This is a genomic window from Serratia sp. X3, from assembly GCF_014982455.1.
GTDB lineage: Bacteria > Pseudomonadota > Gammaproteobacteria > Enterobacterales > Enterobacteriaceae > Serratia > Serratia ureilytica.
On record NZ_JADCNB010000001.1, the window covers coordinates 1997238 to 2015016 of the forward strand.

Sequence of the window (17779 nt, forward strand, 5' to 3'; positions counted from 1 at the left end):
TCGATACCGCCCGCAGCAGCGCGCGGGCGGTATCGCAACGGTCAGCCGTTTTTCATCGCTTCCAGCTCTTCCCAGCGGGCGAAGGCCTGCTCGAGCGCCTGCTCGGCGTTAGCCAACGCCGTCAGCACTTCTTGCGTTTCGCTGTGCGGCCGCGTGAAGAAGTCGGCATCGCTCATCTGCGCCTGCAGCGCTTCGATTTCCGCTTCCAGCTGTTCGAGCCGCTGCGGCAGCTGTTCCAGTTCGCGCAGCAGGTTGTAACTCAGCTTGGCCGCCGCTTTCTTCGGCTGTTCGGCCTTTTTCTCCGCCGCCGGTTTGCTCGCACTCGGCGCCGCCTGACGAATCGGTTTCGCTGTCGCGCGCTGGTGATGCGCATCGTAGTAACCGCCGACGAAGGCGTTGATCACGCCATTGCCTTCGAAGATCCAGCACTCGGTCACCGAGTTGTCGACGAACTGACGATCGTGGCTGACCAGCAACACGGTGCCCTGATAGCCGTCGATCAGCTCTTCCAGCAGCTCCAGCGTTTCGACGTCGAGATCGTTGGTTGGTTCATCGAGGATCAACAGATTGCTCGGTTTCAGAAACAGCTTAGCCAACAGCAAGCGGTTACGCTCACCGCCCGACAGCGCCTTCACCGGCGTCATTGCGCGTTTCGGGTGGAACAGGAAGTCCTGCAGGTAGCCCAGCACGTGGCGAGGACGGCCATTGACCATCACTTCCTGCTTGCCTTCCGCCAGGTTGTCCATCACCGTGCGCTCAGGATCGAGATCGGCGCGGTGCTGGTCGAAATAGGCCACTTCCAGCTTGGTGCCGCAGTGCACGCGGCCGCTGTCGGCTTTCAGCTGACCGAGCATCAGTTTCAGCAGCGTGGTTTTGCCGCAGCCGTTCGGCCCCACCAGCGCAATCTTGTCGCCGCGCTGCACCTGGGCGGAGAAACCGCGCACCAGCACCTTTTCGCCAACCTGATAATTGACGTCTTCCAGCTCGAATACGATTTTGCCGGAGCGGGTCGCCTCTTCCACCTGCATCTTGGCGGTGCCCATCACTTCACGGCGCTGCGAGCGCTCGACGCGCAGCGCCTTCAGCGCGCGCACGCGGCCCTCGTTGCGAGTGCGGCGCGCCTTGATGCCCTGACGGATCCAGACCTCTTCCTGCGCCAGCTTGCGGTCGAACTCGGCGTTTTGCAGCTCTTCCACCCGCAGCGCTTCTTCTTTGCTCTGCAGGTACAGATCGTAGTTACCCGGCCAGGAAACCAGCTTGCCGCGATCCAGATCGACGATGCGCGTCGCCATGTTGCGGATAAACGAACGGTCGTGCGAGATGAAGACGATGCTGCCGTCGAACTCTTTCAGGAAACCTTCCAGCCAGTCGATGGTTTCGATATCCAGGTGGTTGGTCGGTTCGTCGAGCAACAACACGCGCGGCGAGCTCACCAGCGCGCGGCCCAGCGCCGCTTTGCGCAGCCAGCCGCCGGACAGCGAGGAAAGCTCGGCGTCGCCGTTCAGCCCCAGCTGCAGCAGCACTTCGCTGATGCGGCTGTCGAGCTGCCACAGCCCCTGGTGATCGAGGATCTCCATGATTTGCGCCATGCGCGCCAGGTTTTTCTCGCTCGGATCGCTTTCCACCAGGTGAGAGATCGCGTGATACGCCTTCAGGTGTTCCGCCTGCTCCGCGACGCCTTCCGCCACGAAATCGAACACGCTGCCGCCGATATTGCGCGGCGGATCCTGTTGCAGACGCGCCACGATCAGATCCTGTTCGTAGATCACCCGGCCGTCATCCAGCGGGATCTCTTTGCCGAGGATCTTCAGCAGCGTGGATTTGCCGGCGCCGTTGCGCCCGACCAGACACACGCGCTCGTTGTCTTCGATATGAATTTCGGTGTTGTCTAACAATGGCGCATCGCTGAAAGAGAGCCAGGCGCCGGACATGCTGATTAACGACATAGTAATTATTTTCCTTCGCCGGCGTGAGTCACCAGCCAGCAGTTGTGGATCTGACGGTTACGGGCAAAATCCTGCGACAGCGTCTTGGCGGTGATCTCTTTCGCCTCCAGACCCAACGCGCTCAGCCCTGCCATATCCATTTGGAAACCGCGCTTGTTGTTCGAGAACATAATGGTCCCGTTGCGGCGCAGCAACCGTTTCAAATCTTTCATCAGCGCCAGGTGATCGCGCTGCACGTCAAAGGTGTTCTCCATCCGCTTGGAGTTGGAGAACGTCGGCGGATCGATGAAGATCACGTCGAACTGTTCATTGGCATTGCTCAGCCACGACAAGCAGTCGGCCTGGATCAGCCGATGCTGGCGGCCGGTCAGGCCGTTGGCGCGCAGGTTCTTCTCCGCCCATTCCAGATAAGTGCGCGACATGTCCACCGTGGTGGTGCTGCGCGCGCCGCCCAGCCCGGCATGCACGCTGGCGGTGCCGGTATAGGCGAACAGGTTGAGGAAGTCCTTGCCGCCGCTCATCTCGCCCAGCATACGGCGCGCGATGCGGTGATCGAGGAATAGGCCGGTATCGAGATAGTCGGTCAGGTTGACCCACAGCTTGGCGTTATACTCTTCCACCAGCAGGAACTCGCCCTTCTGCGCCAGTTTCTCGTACTGATTTTTGCCCTTCTGCCGCTCGCGGGTTTTCAGGATCAGCTGATTCGACGGCAATTCCAGCACCGCCAGCGTCGCGTTGATCACATCGAACAGGCGCTGACGCGCCTTCTGCGCATCGACGGTTTTCGGCGGCGCATACTCCTGCACCACCACCTTGCTGCCGTAACGATCCACCGCGACGTTGTATTCTGGCAGATCGGCATCGTACAGGCGGTAGCATTCGATGCCTTGTTGCTTCGCCCACTTGTCGAGCTTCTTCAAATTCTTTCGCAGACGGTTGGCGAAATCTTCCGCCACCTGCACGCCGCCGGCAGCGGCGCCGGCCGGGCTTGCCGCCAGCTGATAATTTTTCTGCACGCACTCCAGCGGGCCGTTCTTCGCCTTGAACTGGCGCTCGGCGCGCAGCTGCAGGCAGCTCAACAGCTCCGGCGAGGCGCTGAACAGCGAAAGCTGCCAACCGCCGAAGGCGCTTTTCATCACGCGCCCCAGCATGTTGTGCAGCGCGATCAGCGCCGGTTCGCTTTCCAGACGCTCGCCGTACGGCGGGTTGCTGATCACCGTGCCGTGCGGGCCTTCCGGCAGCGGATTGGTCAAGCGCGCGACGTCGCCGACGTTGAAGGTGATCAGCTCGGCGACGCCGGCGCGGCGGGCGTTGCCGCGCGCCATCTCAATCACCCGGCGATCGATATCGGAACCGAAGAAGCGAGAGGCGGTTTCCTGCAGGCCGCGACGCGCGCGCACCTGCGCTTCGGTGGTGACTTCACGCCACAGTTCGGCGTTGTGGCCATTCCAGGCGCTGAAGCCCCAGTGTTGACGGTGCAGGCCCGGCGCGCGATCGGCGGCGATCATCGCCGCTTCGATCAACAACGTACCGGAGCCGCACATCGGATCGAGCATCGGCGTGCCCGGCTGCCAGCCGGAACGCAACACGATGGCGGCCGCCAAGTTTTCCTTCAACGGCGCCTGACCGGTGAGATCGCGGTAGCCGCGCTGGTGCAGGCCTTCGCCGCTCAGATCGAGCGCCACGCTGGCCATATCGCGTTGCAGGAAGACGTTAACGCGAATGTCCGGCTGCTGTTTGGCAACCGTCGGGCGTTGGTCGAGCTTACGGGTGAAGCTGTCAACGATGGCGTCTTTCACCTTCAGCGCGCCATACTGGCTGTTGCGGATCTCTTCGTTCACGCCGCTGAAATGCACGGCGAAGGTTTTATCCACGCCAAAAATGCTCGGCCAGTCAATCGCCTGCACGCCGAGGTACAGATCCAGGTCGCTGTGCACGCGGAATTCGTTCAGCGGCAACAAAATGCGCGAAGCCAGGCGGCTCCACAGCAGGCTTTGGTACAGAAGACGATCGTCACCCTGAAAATGTACTCCGCCCTGCACCACTTTGCAGTCGTGAGCGCCAAGCGTTTCCAGCTCGCTTTTTAACAGTTCTTCCAATCCACGCGCCGTGCTGGCAAACAGAGAGTTCATATCGTACTTATCACCAAAAAGAAAATTGTTGCGCATTATAGCTAATCCGCACCGCTTGTCATAAAGTTGCTCCCTTCTATTTAATCATCGCACGGAGATAAGGGTGATCACGCTTTCCAGACTCTACGTCCATCCGGTTAAATCACTGCGCGGCTTGCAGCTTTCCTACGCCCAGGTCGGCAGCAGCGGTCTGGCCTTCGACCGCAACTTTATGATCACCGAACCGGACGGCACCTTTATTACCGCGCGCCAATATCCGCAGATGGTGTTGTTCACGCCGGCGCTGTTGCCGGACGGGCTGTTTCTGACCGCGCCGGACGGTGAAAGCGCCGCCATTCGCTTCAGCGACTTCGCGGCCGCGCCGCAGCCGACCGAGGTGTGGGGCAACCATTTCACCGCGCTGATCGCGCCGGATGAGATCAACCGCTGGCTGAGCGGCTATTTCCAGCGCGACGTGCAGCTGCGCTGGCTGGGGCCGGAGCTGACCCGCCGGGTCAAGAAACACCCTGAAATCCCGCTGACGTTTGCCGACGGCTACCCTTATCTGCTGATTAACCAAGCCTCGTTCAACGACCTGCAGCAGCGTTGTCCCGGCAGCATCAAGCTGGAACAGTTCCGCCCAAATCTGGTGGTGAGCGGCGCTACCGCCTGGGCTGAAGACGGCTGGCAGGTGATCCGCGTCGGCGACGTGATGTTCGATCTGGTGAAACCCTGCAGCCGCTGCGTGCTCACCACCGTCAGCACCGAGCGTGGCCGCAAGCACCCGAGCGGCGAACCGCTCAGCACGCTGCAAAAATTCCGCTCCGCCGACAACGGCGACATCGATTTCGGCCAGAATATGATCGCGCGCAACAGCGGCATCATTCGCGTGGGCGATACGGTGGAAGTCTTGTCAACCAAGCCGCCGCGCCCTTATGGCGCAGGTAAAGTGGTGGAGAGCGTGCAGGCGCCGCAGGACAGCGCGCACAGCGTCACGATCGAATATGAAGGAAAGGTATTTACCGGCAATAACCAGCAGATCCTGCTCGAACAACTGGAACAGCAAGGCATTCGCGTGCCTTACTCGTGCCGCGCCGGGATTTGCGGCAGCTGCCGCATTACATTGCTGAGCGGTGAAGTCGCGCCCCTGAAGAAAAGCGCGCTGGGCGACAACGGCACCATCCTGTGCTGCAGCTGCATCCCGAAAACTGATTTGACGTTGGCGTAATCCGCCTTATACCGCCCTGTCGTAAGCCGGGGCGGCGCTTTCATCCTGCGCGCAAGGTTTCAGCCGATCGTGCATCACCTTGATGGCGTCGCCCAAGACCATGGTGCGGCCGGCGACCGTCAGCTGATTTTGCGCCAGCAGGCACAGGCTGGCGTTATCCCCGGCCTCCACCACCAGCAGGCGCGCTTCCGCGCCGCTTTCCATCACTTTCACCGCCGCCAGCTCGCCGTTTTTCGGCTGCAACGGGTAGTGCTGCTGCGAGAAATGCCAGCTCTTCGGCATCAGCGGTTTCAGGAAGCGGTAGGCGACCAGCGCATTCAACACCAGCTCGGCGCGCTGTTCATGGCTCAGCTTGACCTGCTTGCACTGTTCTTCATAGGTGAAATAAAGGGCGGCGTCATCCACGCAAAAAGCGCATTCATCGAAGGCGTCCGGCGTTAACATTTTAGCCGGGAAACGTGAACGAAAGATCATACCATTAGCTAAATCCAGCATTAGCCGATCGTGTTCGGCATCAAAATACCAACGCCAATTATCGTCAGGTTTTATCTTCATTTCGTATCCTTCTCGCTGCCCACGCCAACGCCGCACTCACCCTAAAAGGCGATTTTATCACCGATGAAATAGCTTAAACATCGGATAATTCCGCGAACGATATTTAAGCTAACGAACAAAATATAGACGAGCCGGGGGCAGAAATAAACCCCCGGAATAAAATGAGAGGAAAAATATTAGATATGGGTAACGATATCTTTAATCAAACGCGGGCCGTGATAGATAAATCCGGAATAAATTTGCAGCAGGCTCGCACCGGCCTCCATTTTTTCGCGCGCCGCCGTCAGCGAATCGATGCCGCCTACGCCGATAATCGGCAGACGCCCTTGCAGTTCGGTGGAGAGGCGACGGATCACTTCGGTGCTGCGTGATTGCAACGGACGCCCGCTTAACCCGCCCGCTTGTTCGCAGTAATTCAGCCCTTGGATCAATTTTCGATCCAACGTGGTATTGGTGGCGATCACGCCATCGATATTATGCCGCACCAGGCTATCGGCAATTTGGATCAATTCTTCTTCAGAAAGATCCGGCGCGATCTTTACCGCCACCGGCACATATTTGTGATGCCGCGCATGTAATTCCTGCTGCTTATTTTTAATCGCAGCCAAAAGATCGTCCAACGCTTCGCCATACTGTAAGGATCGTAACCCCGGCGTATTCGGTGAAGAGATGTTAATCGCGATATATCCGGCATACGGATAAACTTTATCCATGCAGATCAAATAATCGTCTTTGCCCTGCTCGACCGGCGTGTCTTTATTCTTGCCGATATTGATCCCAAGAATGCCGCCGAAATGGGATTTCTTAACGTTTTCAACCAGATTGTCCACGCCATGGTTATTGAACCCCATGCGGTTAATCAGGCCTTCCGCCTCAACCACGCGGAACAAGCGCGGCTTGTCGTTGCCCGGTTGCGGACGCGGCGTCACGGTGCCGACTTCCACATGGCCGAAGCCCATCGCGCCGAACGCATCGATGCATTCGCCGTTTTTATCCAGACCGGCGGCCAATCCCAGCGGGTTTTTAAACGACAGCCCCATGCAGCTGACCGGTTTGGTCGGCACGGACTGACGGACAAGAAACGCTAATGGGGTGCCGGTAATACGGCTGAGCTGACGAAAGGTCACTTCGTGCGCGCGCTCCGGATCGAGCTGGAACAACGCTTTCCTGATGAGGGGGTAGTACATGGACTCTCCTGATTTCCCGGTTGCAAACCGGGGGCGTATTATCCGGTATCCCCCGCCTAATTGGAATTGATTAAAGGCAAAAAAAGCCGTTTTTACGCAATCGTTTTCCCTCTTCACCGCCAAATCGGCGCCAATCCGCTTTTACGCATATCCAAATCAAAAAATGAGATTTAAGAAACGCGCCCGGTTGCTGGTAGGTTTAAAACACTTCCTATTAATTTTCTAATTAAACCTAACTTTTAGTTATAAGGAGTGGCAATGCGCGTTATATCACTGGCCGGTAGCCCACGCATCCCATCACGTTCCGCCGCGCTGCTCTCGCTAAGTCAGAACTGGCTGCGGCAACAAGGGGTGGAGGTGACGGCCTATACCCTGCACGACTTCGATGCCGAAGATCTGCTGTACGCCAACTTCAACAGTCCGGCGATCAAGGCGTTTGCCGAGCAGCTGGCGCAGGCCGACGGCCTGCTGATTTCCACGCCGGTTTATAAAGCGTCGTTCTCCGGCGCGCTGAAAACCCTGCTGGATCTGCTGCCGGAACGCGCGCTGGACCATAAAGTGGTGCTGCCGCTGGCGACCGGCGGTTCTGTCGGTCACATGCTGGCGGTGGACTATGCGCTGAAACCGGTGCTGGCGGCGCTGAAAGCGCAAGAGGTGCTGCACGGCGTGTTCGCCGACGACAGTCAGATCCAGCTGACCGGCGAAAGTGCCACACTCACCGACGCCGTGGCCGCCCGGTTGGAAGAAGCGCTCGCCAGTTTCTATTTGGCGCTTGGGCGCCGCAAACCGCCCGCGCTACGCGTCGCCTCGCCGCTGACGGCGCGTCAAACCGCCTGAAATGCCTGGAAAAGGAGAGCCTGAATGAAACAACGCAACGCTTTGCGACGTTGGCTGAACGCAGCGGCCTTCACCGGCCTGCTGTCGCTGGTCTGGGCCAACGCCGCCGTCGCGCAGGACCCGGCGCAATTTCGCATCGGTTACCAGAAAGGATCGGTGAGTCTGGTGCTGGCGAAAAGCCACCGGCTGCTGGAAGAACGCTTCCCCGCCACCCGCATCAGTTGGATTGAATTTCCCGCCGGCCCGCAGATGCTGGAAGCCTTGAACGTCGGCAGCATCGATCTGGGCAGCACCGGTGATATTCCGCCGATCTTCGCGCAGGCCGCCGGGGCGGACCTGCTGTATGTCGGCGTTGAGCCTCCCAAACCGAAGGCGGAAGTGATCCTGGTGCCGGAAAACAGCCCGATCAAAACCGTCGCCGATCTGAAAGGCCATAAGGTCGCATTTCAGAAAGGATCCAGCTCACACAACCTGCTGCTGCGATCGCTGCAAAAGGCCGGCCTGAAATTTACGGATATCCAACCCGCCTACCTGACCCCCGCCGATGCGCGCGCCGCATTCCAGCAAGGCAACGTCGATGCCTGGGCTATCTGGGATCCTTATTATTCCGCCGCGCTGCTGCAGGGCGGCGTTCGGGTGCTCGGCGACGGCACCGATCTGAACCAGACCGGTTCCTTCTATCTGGCGGCGCGCCCGTATGTCGAAGCCAATGGCGCCTTTATCAGCCAGGTCCTGACGGTGCTGACCCAGGCCGATGCGCTCACCCGCAGCGACCGGGCGCAAAGCGTGACCTTGCTGGCCAACGCCATGGGGCTGCCGGAACCGGTGATCGCCAGCTATCTGGATCACCGTCCCCCGACCGCCATCACACCGCTCGATGCGCATACGATCGCCGCGCAGCAGCAAACCGCCGACCTGTTTTACGCCAACCGGCTGGTGCCGGTGAAGGTCGACATCTCGCAACGCATCTGGCGCCCAAGCGCGCCATAAATACGGGAGAGCATTGACGATGAGCCTGAACGTTTTCTGGTTTTTACCCACCCACGGCGACGGCCACTATCTTGGCAGCGCACAGGGCGCTCGCAGCGTCGATCACGGTTACTTGCAACAAATCGCCCAAGCGGCGGACCGGCTGGGATTCGGCGGCGTGCTGATCCCCACCGGTCGCTCTTGCGAAGACTCCTGGCTGGTGGCCGCCTCACTGATCCCGGTCACCCAGCGGCTGAAATTTTTGGTCGCGCTGCGGCCGGGTATCATCTCCCCTACGCTGGCGGCGCGTCAGGCGGCGACGCTGGATCGCCTGTCCAACGGGCGCGCCCTGTTCAATCTGGTCACCGGCGGCGATCCGGAAGAGCTGGCGGCGGAGGGGTTGCATCTCAGTCATGAAGAGCGTTACGAAGCCTCGACCGAGTTCACTCATATCTGGCGCCGGGTGCTGGAAGGTGAAACCGTCGATTTCCACGGCAAGCATATTCAGGTGAAAGGCGCCAAACTGCTGTTCCCGCCGGTGCAGCAACCGCGCCCGCCGCTCTATTTCGGCGGATCCTCCGCCGCCGCGCAGGATCTGGCCGCCGAGCAGGTAGAAATGTACCTCACCTGGGGAGAGCCGCCGGCGCAGGTCAAAGAAAAGATCGAAGAGGTGCGCGCCAAAGCGGCGGCGAAGGGCCGGCAGGTACGCTTCGGCATCCGTCTGCACGTCATCGTGCGGGAAACGACCGAAGAGGCCTGGCGCGCCGCCGATCGGCTGATCGCCCACCTCGATGAGGATACCATTGCCAACGCGCAGCAGGCCTTTGCCCGCTTCGACTCCGTCGGCCAACGGCGCATGGCGGCGCTGCACGGCGGCAAGAAGGATAATCTGGAGATCAGCCCGAACCTGTGGGCCGGCATCGGCCTGGTGCGCGGCGGCGCCGGCACCGCGCTGGTGGGCGATGGCCCGACGGTCGCGGCGCGCATGCAGGAATACGCCGATCTGGGCATCGACACCTTTATTCTCTCCGGCTATCCGCATCTGGAAGAGGCCTACCGTGTCGGCGAACTGCTGTTTCCGCACCTCGATCTGGCGCAGGAGGAAACGCCCGCGCGCCTTCAACCGGTGCGCCCGCAGGGCGAAGTGGTGGCCAACATCTATGTTCCGCAAAAAGTGTCGCAGAGCTGAGGAGCGCCCCGATGGCAAATAACGCGCAACGCATCCTGTACCGGCTGGCCCCTTGGGCGCTGCCGCTGGCGCTGGTGATCATCTGGCAAGTCGCCGTCGAAACCGGCTGGCTGTCCAACCGCATTTTGCCGGCGCCGAGTGCGGTGCTGGCCGCCTTCTGGCGCCTGAGCCAAAGCGGCGAACTGTGGCAGCACCTGCGCATCAGCAGCCAGCGCGCGTTGATCGGCTTTGGCATCGGCGGCAGCATCGGACTGATTCTCGGCTTTATTACCGGGCTGTCGCGCTGGGGTGAACGCCTGTTGGACAGTTCGGTGCAAATGATCCGCAACGTGCCGCACCTGGCGCTGATCCCGCTGGTGATCCTGTGGTTCGGCATCGATGAATCCGCCAAGATCTTTCTGGTGGCGCTCGGCACGTTGTTCCCGATTTATCTCAATACCTATCACGGCATCAAAAACATCGATCGCGGCCTGCTGGAGATGGCGCGCAGCTACGGTCTGAGCGGTTTTCGCCTGTTCACGCAGGTGGTGCTGCCGGGCGCGTTGCCGTCGATTATGGTCGGCGTGCGTTTCGCCCTCGGGTTCATGTGGTTGACGCTGATCGTCGCCGAAACCATCTCAGCCAACTCCGGCATCGGTTATCTGGCGATGAACGCGCGTGAATTTCTGCAAACCGACGTGGTGGTGGTGGCGATCGTGCTGTACGCCCTGCTCGGCAAGCTGGCAGACGTGGGCGCGCAACTGCTGGAACGCGTCTGGCTGCGCTGGCACCCGGCCTATCAACTGAAACAGGGAGAAGCGCTATGACCCTTCCCGCTCGCCTTGCGCAAGGCACGCCGGTGACGCTGGAGTCCATCGGCAAACGTTACGGCAACCGCACCGTACTGGATAACATTCAGCTGCGCATCTCCGCCGGGCAGTTCGTGGCGGTGGTTGGCCGCAGCGGCTGCGGCAAGAGCACCCTGCTGCGTCTGTTGGCCGGCCTGGAACAGGCCAGCAGCGGCGCGCTGCTCAGCGGCAATGCGCCGCTTGCCGCCGCCAAAGAAGATACCCGGCTGATGTTTCAGGATGCGCGCCTGCTGCCGTGGAAAACGGTGATCGACAACGTGGGGTTGGGGCTGCGCGGCCAGTGGCGCGACGCGGCGCTGCAGGCGCTGGCCGCGGTCGGTTTGGCGGATCGCGCCCGCGACTGGCCGGCGGCGCTGTCCGGCGGACAAAAGCAGCGGGTCGCCCTGGCGCGCGCGTTGATCCACCGCCCCCGCCTGCTGCTGCTGGACGAACCGCTCGGGGCGCTGGATGCCCTGACGCGCATCGAGATGCAGGGGCTGATAGAATCGCTGTGGCAACAGCACGGTTTTACCGTACTGCTGGTGACGCACGACGTCAGCGAAGCCATCGCGCTGGCGGATCGGGTGATCCTGATTGAAGAGGGCCAAATCGGACTGGATCTGAGCATCGATCTGCCGCGGCCACGCCGCAAGGGTTCTGCCAGGCTGGCGGAACTGGAGGCTGAAGTGCTGGAGCGGGTGTTATCGCCGCCGGTCACCGCGGCCAGCCCACGCCAGGCGGCGAATTGAACGAAAAAGGGACGGCGCAGGCCGTCCCTTTGGGTATTCACGGTGAAAAGATTAGGCGTCGAGCGCCTTGCTGATCTTCTCGTACAGATCGCCGGACAGGTTTTCCAACCCTTTCAGCTGTTCCAACGCTTTGCGCATCAGCGCCTGGCGACCGGCGTCGTAACGCTTCAGACGAATCAGCGGTTCGATCAGGCGCGCGGCGATCTGCGGGTTGCGCTGGTTGAGATCGCTGAGGATCTCCACCAGGAATTGATAACCGCTGCCATCCGCCGCATGGAACGCCGCCGGGTTGCCGGAAGCGAAGCCGCCGATCAGCGAGCGGGTGCGGTTCGGGTTGCTCAGGCTGAACGAGCGGTGTTGCAGCAGCGCACGCACCTTGCTCAACACATCCGCCGACGGGCTGCTGCCCTGCAGCACGAACCATTTGTCCATCACCAGGCCATCCTGATGCCAGCGCTCGTCGAACGCCGCCAACAGCGCATCGCGACACGGCAACTGGGCCGCGACCGCGGCGGACAGCGCCGCCAGCGAGTCGGTCATGTTATCCGCCAGGCGATACTGTTCGCTCACCAGTTGGTCCGCCAGCGCCGCATCTTCGCCGAACGCCAGATAACCCAGGCACACATTGCGCAAGGCGCGCTTGGCGATGTCGGCGTGCTCCACGCGGTAGCCGTCGGTCTTGTTGGCGTGATACACCGCCAGCCACTCATCGGCCAACTCCCGCGCCAGGCAGCGAACGATCGCTTCGTGCACCGCGGCGATCGCTTCCGGATCGATGGTGGCGAACAGTTCAGCGATTTCGTTCTCCGACGGCAGCGTCAGGATCTGCGCCGCCAGCGCCGGATCCAGCGTCTCGTTCAGCAACACCGCACGGAACGCGTCGGCCACGTGCAGCGGCAGCGACAACGGCTGCTTCTGCTGGTGCCGCGCCACGTTCAGTTTGATGTAGGTCGCGAGCAGGCTCTGCGCCGCATCCCAACGCGCAAACTCATTGCGCGCGTGCTGCATCAGGAAGGTCAGTTGCTGATCGCTGTACGGATAATCCAGTTTCACCGGCGCAGAGAATTCACGCAGCAGCGACGGCACCGGCTTGTGCGCCACGCCGTCGAACACGAAGGTCTGCTCCGCTTCGGTGACGTTCAGCACGTTGTTGACCGGCAGGCCGCCCTTCTGCAGCGCGATGACGTTGCCTTCGCTGTCGTACAGCTCGATATCCAGCGGGATATGCAGCGGCAACTTCTCAGGCTGATCGGCGGTCGGCGCGGTTTTCTGGCTGACATGCAGGCGATATTGCTGGGTTTGCGCATCATACTCGTCGCGCACCGTCAACAGCGGCGTGCCGGACTGGCTATACCAACGGCGGAAGCGCGACAGATCCACGTTGGACGCGTCCTCCATCGCCTGTACGAAGTCATCGCAGGTGGCGGCGCTGCCGTCGTGGCGTTCGAAATAGAGCTGCATCCCTTTCTGGAAGTTCTCTTCCCCCAGCAGGGTGTGCATCATGCGGATCACTTCAGAACCTTTCTCATACACAGTCAGGGTGTAAAAGTTGTTCATCTCGATGACTTTATCCGGACGAATGGCGTGCGCCATCGGGCTGGCGTCTTCGGCGAACTGCGCGCCGCGCATCACGCGCACGTTATCGATGCGGTTGACCGAACGCGATCCCAGATCGGAACTGAACTCTTGATCGCGGAACACCGTCAGCCCCTCTTTCAGGCTGAGCTGGAACCAGTCGCGGCAGGTGACGCGGTTGCCGGTCCAGTTGTGGAAGTATTCGTGGCCAATCACCGCTTCGATGTTCAGGTAATCTTTGTCGGTGGCGGTTTCCGCCTTCGCCAAAACGTATTTGGAGTTAAAGATATTTAACCCTTTGTTCTCCATCGCGCCCATATTGAAGAAATCGACCGCCACGATCATATAAATGTCGAGATCGTATTCCAGACCGAAGCGGGTCTCGTCCCACTTCATCGAGTTTTTCAACGAGGTCATCGCCCAGTCTGCGCGATCCAGGTTGCCGCGATCGACAAACAGCTCCAGCGCGACCTCACGGCCGGAACGGGTGGTGAAGCTGTCGCGCAGCACGTCGAAGTCCCCCGCCACCAATGCGAACAGGTAGCAAGGTTTCGGGAACGGATCCTGCCATTGCACCCAGTGGCGACCATCGGCCAATTCACCCTGGCCAATACGGTTGCCGTTCGACAGCAGGAACGGATAGCGCGCCTTGTCGGCCACGATGCGGGTGGTAAAGCGCGCCAGCACGTCCGGGCGATCCTGGTAATAGGTAATATGATGGAAGCCTTCGGCTTCGCATTGCGTGCACAGCGCATCGCCGGACAGATACAGCCCTTCCAGCGCGGTGTTTTTCGCCGGGTGAATATCGTTGACGATGGTCAGAGTGAATTGTGCTGGCAACTCTTCGACGATCAGCTGGTTATCCTGCTGACGATAGGCGCTCCACGGTTGACCGTCGACCTGAATGCTCACCAGCGTCAGATCCTCGCCATCCAGCACCAGCGGTGCACCAGCCGCGCCCTGACGTTTGATTTTACTGACGGCGGTCACGCGCGTGGTTTCCGCGTCCAGACTGAAGTCCAAATCGATGTCGGTCGTGGTGTAATCGGGCGCGCGATAATCGTGGCGATATTTTGCCTGTGGCTGTTGTGTCATAAAAACCCTTAAACGTCTCAGTGAGTTATAGGTGCCAGGCCGCTCTTCTCCTCCGCGCCGTCGCTGGAGATTTCCCCTGCGGCGCTCGGCGAACCTGATTGTGAATAAACTGTATCACAGCTGGCTGAAAAGCCCAGATCCGCCGGGCAAGCGCGATAAAGAAATCAGAGGCAAATCATAGTTCACCCACCAGATGGCAGCGCGGGTGACCAATGGCTAAATAAAAATCAGCATTTAATGCTAAAAAACCGCCTTCGCGGCGCTCCGGCATTGTTGAGGCGGCACCGGCGGCATGATGGTATAATTGCCGAATCAGGCTCAGGGATGACTCGCACTATGAAAATCAAATACGCAATCTATTTTTTCACCCTGTGCCTGATGACCTCCTTCTCGCTGTTCATCGTCGAGGAACTGCTCGAAGCCCATACCGAGTACCGCGATAACCAGCTCAACCTGTATAAGATCGATCGCGCCAAAGAAATCTCCGAGGCCTTTCAGGCTTCGCTGCAGGCTCACCGCCTCAAACGCTTGAGCCTGATCGATCCGCAAATCACTCGCGCGCAGTGTCTGGCCGCCGATCGGGTGGCGCGCGAGAAAATCGCCCGGATCCGCGAGCATCTGAACGACACGATCGCCAGGGAGCTGGGCGTGCGGCAAAAAATCGCCGCGCTGTCGATGATCGGCCTGATGGAACAGTTGCTGGATAACGACAACCTGCAGCTTTCGCAGGTCAACAACGCCAACGCCAACCTGTTCAACATCAACAGCGCCTATTACATCTCGCAAACCAGCAAGAGCTATTACCGCTACACCTACGATACCCGAATGGTGGATACCGACTCCTTTATGTTTCTCGAGGCCATTCGCCTCAACAACCGGCTGAATATGTCGCTGACGGAGTTAAGCGATCAGATTATCGACGTCAACGTCAGCCCGCTCGATCGCAAAGACGCCTATCTGAAGTCCATTCAGTTGACCGGCGTCCTGAACGCGCTGAGCACCCGGTTGATCTTCATGAAGCTCAACTACGACGACGTGCAAACCACCAGCATCGTCAATCAGTTGCTCACCCAGGTGTCTACCGAACGCCTCAAGCAGATTACCGATGGGCTATACACCGCCATCAATACCCAAAAGCCCTATCCCGCCGCGCTTATCTCGCGCTATGTCGACGAGTTGAGCAGGCTTTCACAGGCGCTGTATCAACGCAGCTTTGAGCTGGAAACCGTCGCTTCGCGTCACAAGATTTATGACAGCCAGACCACCATTTACGGCATGATCGCGCTCGCCGGTCTGGGGGTGCTGCTGTTCATTTTGCCGGCGCTGGTGTTCTGCACCAACATCAACCGCTGGTTGACCAAAACCCACAACAATATCGTGCGGCTGTCGCGCGGCGAGATGAATATCGATCGCAACGACGCCTTCTACAGCCGGGAACTGATCGCCATCAGCGACGCCATTCAACAGCTCAGACAATATCAGTTGGACAAGGTCTCGCTGGAAAGCGAGAAACAGCTGCTGATTAAAGAGCTTGAGGCCTCTTCCTTCCTCGATCCGCTCACCAACATTTATAACCGCCGTAAATTCTTCCTCGAATGCCAGCTATTGGGCGACGGTAGCTACCCGCAGGCCTTTTGCCTGATCGATATCGACAACTTCAAACAGCTCAACGACAGCTACGGCCACGATGTCGGTGACCGGGCGCTGGTGGAATTCGGCCATCTGTTGCAACGCGCGTTTCGCGCCAGCGACATCTTCTGCCGCTACGGTGGCGAAGAGTTCGCGGTGCTGCTGGGCAACTGTTCGTTGGACAACGCGCGGAACATCATGGAGCAATTGCGCGCCCGCACCCATCGCCTGACGCTGAATCTGGCCGACGGGCGGCAAGTGCGTTTCACCACCAGCTGCGGCATTGCGCCGGTCAACGCGTTTACTGCGCTGCAGGCGGCGATCAAACAGGCGGACGAAGCGCTCTATTTTTGCAAAAAGAACGGCAAAGATCGGGTCAGCGTGCACACCCAGACCGGGTTTATCTGATTTGTTGTTTAAAATAATTAACATTATAATTTTTATGACTAATTAGGCTAAGTCATTCACCTTACAGGCATATCTGGCTTTTTTCCTCCGCCGCCGTCGCCAGCCCGCCATAAAGGCACGTTTAATCCTCGACCCGCTTCGGTGATTTATGGTGTGATGCAGCTTCAATAACAGGATAATCCGGGTATACTCCACCCCCACTTTTATGATTATCCGGATTTGGACACGCGCCTGACGAGGATGCTGTAACGCGCTATGACTCAATACGCTTCCCCGATTTTGACATCACTGCTTGATACCGATGCTTACAAGCTTCATATGCAGCAAGCAGTGTTCCATCGCTATCCCGCTATCAGCGTGGCGGCGGAATTCCGCTGCCGCGGCGACGAACTGCTGGGCGAATATGCCGACGAGATCCGCGCGCAGGTCGCCCTGATGAGCCAGCTGGCGCTGACCGACGCCGAATTCGCTTACCTTTCGGGTCTGCCCTTCTTCCGTCAAGATTACCTGAGCTGGTTGCGCACGTTCCGATACGATCCGCAGCAGGTGACCATCGACAACCGCGACGGCAAGCTGCAAATCCGCATCGCCGGGCCGTGGCGTGAAGTGATCATGTGGGAAGTGCCGCTGCTGGCGGTGATCAGCGAAGTGGTGCACCGCCGGCGCTCTCCGCTGGCGACGCCGGAACAGGCGGTAGCCCACCTGCAAACCAAGTTGGCGCAGTTCAAGACGCTGGCGGGCGATTTGGATCTTTCACGCTTCAAGCTGATGGACTTCGGCACCCGTCGCCGCTTCTCCCAGGGCGTACAACAGGCCATCGTCAGCACCTTGCAGGCCGAATTCCCGTACCTGTCGGGCACCAGCAATTACGATCTGGCGCATCAGCTCGGCCTGGCGCCGGTCGGCACCCAGGCGCATGAATGGTTCCAGGCGCATCAGCAGATAAGCCCGGTGCTGGCCAACAGCCAGCGCGCCGCATTGCAGGCCTGGCTGGATGAATACCCGGATCAGCTTGGCATCGCGCTTACCGACTGCATTACCATGGATGCTTTCCTGCGCGACTTCGGCCCGCAGTTCGCCGAGCGTTATCAGGGGCTGCGCCACGATTCGGGCGATCCCGTCGAGTGGGGTGAGAAAGCCATTGCCCACTATCAGAAACTGGGCATCGACCCCATGAGCAAAACGCTGGTGTTCTCGGACAACCTGGATCTGGAAAAAGCGCTGGCGCTCTATCGCCACTTCTATCAGCGCATCAATCTCAGCTTCGGTATCGGCACGCGCCTGACCTGCGATATTCCGGGCGTCAAGCCGTTGAATATCGTGATCAAGCTGGTCGAATGCAAAGGCAAACCGGTGGCCAAGCTCTCCGACAGCCCCGGCAAGACCATCTGCCAGGACCAGGCATTCGTGCGGGCCTTGCGCAAGGCCTTCGATCTGCCGCTGGTGAAGAAAGCCAGCTGAACCTTCTCTATAT

General features: G+C 59.8%; 13 protein-coding genes. 8 read left to right on the forward strand and 5 right to left on the reverse strand.

Features of this window, described 5'->3' with window-relative positions; genetic code table 11:
• Positions 1-41 precede the first annotated feature (41 nt).
• Together IMX17_RS09720 and rlmKL are read right to left on the reverse strand one after the other, a co-directional pair.
• Positions 42-1946: an ABC transporter ATP-binding protein gene (locus IMX17_RS09720; RefSeq protein WP_049200441.1), complete on the reverse strand. Its 1905-nt coding sequence runs from the start codon at positions 1944-1946 to the stop codon at positions 42-44.
• A 5-nt stretch (positions 1947-1951) separates the two neighbouring features.
• Complete coding sequence (rlmKL, locus tag IMX17_RS09725) at positions 1952-4078, reverse strand: bifunctional 23S rRNA (guanine(2069)-N(7))-methyltransferase RlmK/23S rRNA (guanine(2445)-N(2))-methyltransferase RlmL (RefSeq protein WP_152665189.1); 2127 nt, start codon at positions 4076-4078, stop codon at positions 1952-1954.
• Between the two features lie 103 nt (positions 4079-4181).
• On the opposite strand from rlmKL, the gene IMX17_RS09730 reads away from it, so the two are divergent.
• Positions 4182-5285, forward strand: coding sequence for a YcbX family protein (locus IMX17_RS09730; RefSeq protein WP_046897092.1), 1104 nt, complete (start codon positions 4182-4184; stop codon positions 5283-5285).
• 6 nt (positions 5286-5291) lie between these two features.
• Here the strand turns inward: IMX17_RS09730 and IMX17_RS09735 are convergent, their stop codons facing one another.
• Positions 5292-5840 carry a cell division protein ZapC gene (locus IMX17_RS09735; RefSeq protein WP_004928171.1) on the reverse strand — a complete coding sequence of 183 codons (549 nt, stop codon included), beginning with the start codon at positions 5838-5840 and terminating at the stop codon, positions 5292-5294.
• A gap of 176 nt (positions 5841-6016) precedes the next feature.
• Positions 6017-7027, reverse strand: a complete 1011-nt coding sequence (gene pyrD, locus IMX17_RS09740; RefSeq protein WP_019454516.1) for a quinone-dependent dihydroorotate dehydrogenase — start codon at positions 7025-7027, stop codon at positions 6017-6019.
• 258 nt (positions 7028-7285) lie between these two features.
• On the opposite strand from pyrD, the gene ssuE reads away from it, so the two are divergent.
• The 5 genes from ssuE to ssuB are packed head-to-tail and all read left to right on the forward strand — an operon-like array spanning position 7286 to position 11598.
• Positions 7286-7864: an NADPH-dependent FMN reductase gene (gene ssuE, locus IMX17_RS09745; RefSeq protein WP_043137622.1), complete on the forward strand. Its 579-nt coding sequence runs from the start codon at positions 7286-7288 to the stop codon at positions 7862-7864.
• Positions 7865-7888: 24 nt separating this feature from the next.
• Positions 7889-8854, forward strand: coding sequence for a sulfonate ABC transporter substrate-binding protein (locus IMX17_RS09750; RefSeq protein ID WP_182264790.1), 966 nt, complete (start codon positions 7889-7891; stop codon positions 8852-8854).
• Between the two features lie 19 nt (positions 8855-8873).
• Positions 8874-10022: an FMNH2-dependent alkanesulfonate monooxygenase gene (gene ssuD / locus IMX17_RS09755; protein WP_193549689.1), complete on the forward strand. Its 1149-nt coding sequence runs from the start codon at positions 8874-8876 to the stop codon at positions 10020-10022.
• A gap of 11 nt (positions 10023-10033) precedes the next feature.
• Positions 10034-10828, forward strand: coding sequence for an aliphatic sulfonate ABC transporter permease SsuC (ssuC, locus tag IMX17_RS09760; protein WP_193549690.1), 795 nt, complete (start codon positions 10034-10036; stop codon positions 10826-10828).
• Positions 10825-11598 (forward strand): aliphatic sulfonates ABC transporter ATP-binding protein, encoded by a 774-nt coding sequence (ssuB, locus tag IMX17_RS09765; RefSeq protein WP_046897089.1) that lies wholly within the window; start codon positions 10825-10827, stop codon positions 11596-11598. Before ssuC ends, ssuB begins: the two co-directional genes overlap by 4 nt.
• Positions 11599-11649: 51 nt before the next feature.
• On the opposite strand, the gene pepN is transcribed toward ssuB, so the two are convergent.
• Positions 11650-14268, reverse strand: coding sequence for an aminopeptidase N (gene pepN / locus IMX17_RS09770; RefSeq protein ID WP_193549691.1), 2619 nt, complete (start codon positions 14266-14268; stop codon positions 11650-11652).
• A 336-nt stretch (positions 14269-14604) separates the two neighbouring features.
• Here pepN and IMX17_RS09775 point away from each other — a divergent pair, with 336 nt between their 5' ends.
• Positions 14605-16305 carry a GGDEF domain-containing protein gene (locus tag IMX17_RS09775; RefSeq protein ID WP_193549692.1) on the forward strand — a complete coding sequence of 567 codons (1701 nt, stop codon included), beginning with the start codon at positions 14605-14607 and terminating at the stop codon, positions 16303-16305.
• 255 nt (positions 16306-16560) lie between these two features.
• The gene (pncB, locus tag IMX17_RS09780) at positions 16561-17766 is read left to right on the forward strand and encodes a nicotinate phosphoribosyltransferase (protein WP_033642577.1); all 1206 of its coding nucleotides are present in this window, start codon (positions 16561-16563) and stop codon (positions 17764-17766) included.
• Positions 17767-17779: the final 13 nt, after the last annotated feature.